The organism is Nostoc sp. (assembly GCF_035638895.1).
Classification (GTDB): Bacteria; Cyanobacteriota; Cyanobacteriia; order Cyanobacteriales; family Nostocaceae; genus Nostoc.
Map to the genome: position 1 here is coordinate 1 of NZ_DASQZC010000275.1, position 1,657 is coordinate 1,657.

General features: G+C 40.0%; 2 protein-coding genes. Both read right to left on the reverse strand.

Going from position 1 to position 1,657, the window contains the following annotated elements:
* Positions 1-13: 13 nt before the first annotated feature.
* Complete coding sequence (locus tag VE944_RS13245; protein ID WP_324977695.1) at positions 14-1,408, reverse strand: IS4 family transposase; 1,395 nt, start codon at positions 1,406-1,408, stop codon at positions 14-16.
* 52 nt (positions 1,409-1,460) lie between these two features.
* Positions 1,461-1,657 (reverse strand): hypothetical protein (locus tag VE944_RS13250; RefSeq protein ID WP_324977697.1); only part of this gene is annotated, 197 nt, incomplete at its 5' end.

The window sequence follows — 1,657 nt, forward strand, 5'->3', positions numbered from 1 at the left end:
CAATGTCATTCGGTTAAGAAAGAATCGACGCTTTCTCCTTTTGCAGTCTATTTCGAAAGCCCAAGTTAGGTGTTTTGCGAATTCTGGGAAATTTTCTTGCTGATCTGACTTTTGATTTGACCGACTCAATCAAGTCTAGAAGTTCGGAGAATATAATTTTTATTTCCGACAAACATGGTCTGTAAATAATCCCTAGCAGAAACCTCCCAAGCACTTTCAGAGAATGTTTAAAATTGACTCGAAATATTTCTTGACCGTTAGATTTATCCAATTCTACTGAGGTAGTTTTGTTGTTTTTAATAGGCGAATGTTTCACTTCTACAATCGATTCTACTCGTGTCTCCACGGCTAAGGTGGTTATGCGCGTAATAGCTGCAAGCACGAAGCTTCCATATAATTCTTGCTTTATTCCGCGAACCGTTTTCGAATGAAAATTTTCCACTTTCAAGTGTGATTTTATTATTTTATAGAACTCTTCAATTCCCCATCTGGAATGATACAGTTCAGCGAAATGATCGAATGATAGACTTAAAGAACCTACGGTAGTTCCCAAGAAATACCAATTGCTATCGACTCGATATCGTATGAGCCGAAGTTTTATAGGTAGAAACATTATGTCATTGTGTTTTTTGCGAATATCTCTTTGAGTAAACTTTGTTGGTATGATAGTGACAATTCTTTCAGACGGAAAAGATCGATCATTTATAAAAGCCTTGATTTCAGGAAAAGTTGTTCCGTCAGAAAGTCGAAAGACTGCGTCGATTCCAGTTTTTATATGTTCATAGAGTAAAACGTATCCAAAGTAACCACGATCATATACGACACAGTCTCCTTCTACTAGGGCTTGTAGATGGCTTTTAGCTGCAAGTCGTTCATCTCCATGGTCAACAAGTGTAAAATCGTGAGGGAGCTTTGTCTTCAAGTTGTAAAGACAGCTCGCTAGACCCTGTGGCGCGCATGTATCTTGGTTATTCAAATTGAATCCTATCGAATTTAGCGCCCATGGCAAATTGATTTTGCTTCCATCCACCGCAAAAATTCTTCGGTTTTGCCAAAGGCGTGCAGCGGTCGGGAGGACTGTTTCGCACTCTTCAACTAATTTTTTATTTATTAATTTGAATATATTTTCGTCAAGCTTCTGACGTGCTTCGCACATACTTGAGGGAGCGACTTGAGCACCTTTTTTCGACTCTATACCCTTGCCTTTCAAACTTGCCCATAATTCAAACAATGTCGTCGCATATCCGTCTGATCCCTTGCTCAGTAATGACTGAAAAAGAAAAGTGACGATGAGCTTCGAATCTATAATGCGATTTCTGCGCCGCCACGTCTTGTCAAACTGCTTACAAATATCGTCTATACCAATTATGATATTTTCCCACAGCTGAGAAGACGTAGCAGCTTCCATTAAGTCACCTTTTTCGTTGGCGAGATGGAAACTTAGTAGAGATATTTGAGAGTTATGGAAATTTATAAAAATTAACCGAATGACATTGACGTTGCCATCCCCCACTCACCGTAAGCTTTCGGCGGAATAGCTCAACTTTCACCCAAAAAATCCTGACAGATATGAAGGGTGGTGCATCTGATTGTTGATTAGCTGTGGATGGCGGCCAGCGTTGTTCGATAAGTCCAGGGCAGCCATTTCTCTGGCTTC

What these genes read in the sequence shown, in the direction of transcription:
- VE944_RS13245 (WP_324977695.1), bottom strand. Translation starts at nt 1,408, where the DNA reads ATGGAAGCTGCTACGTCTTCTCAGCTGTGGGAAAATATCATAATTGGT.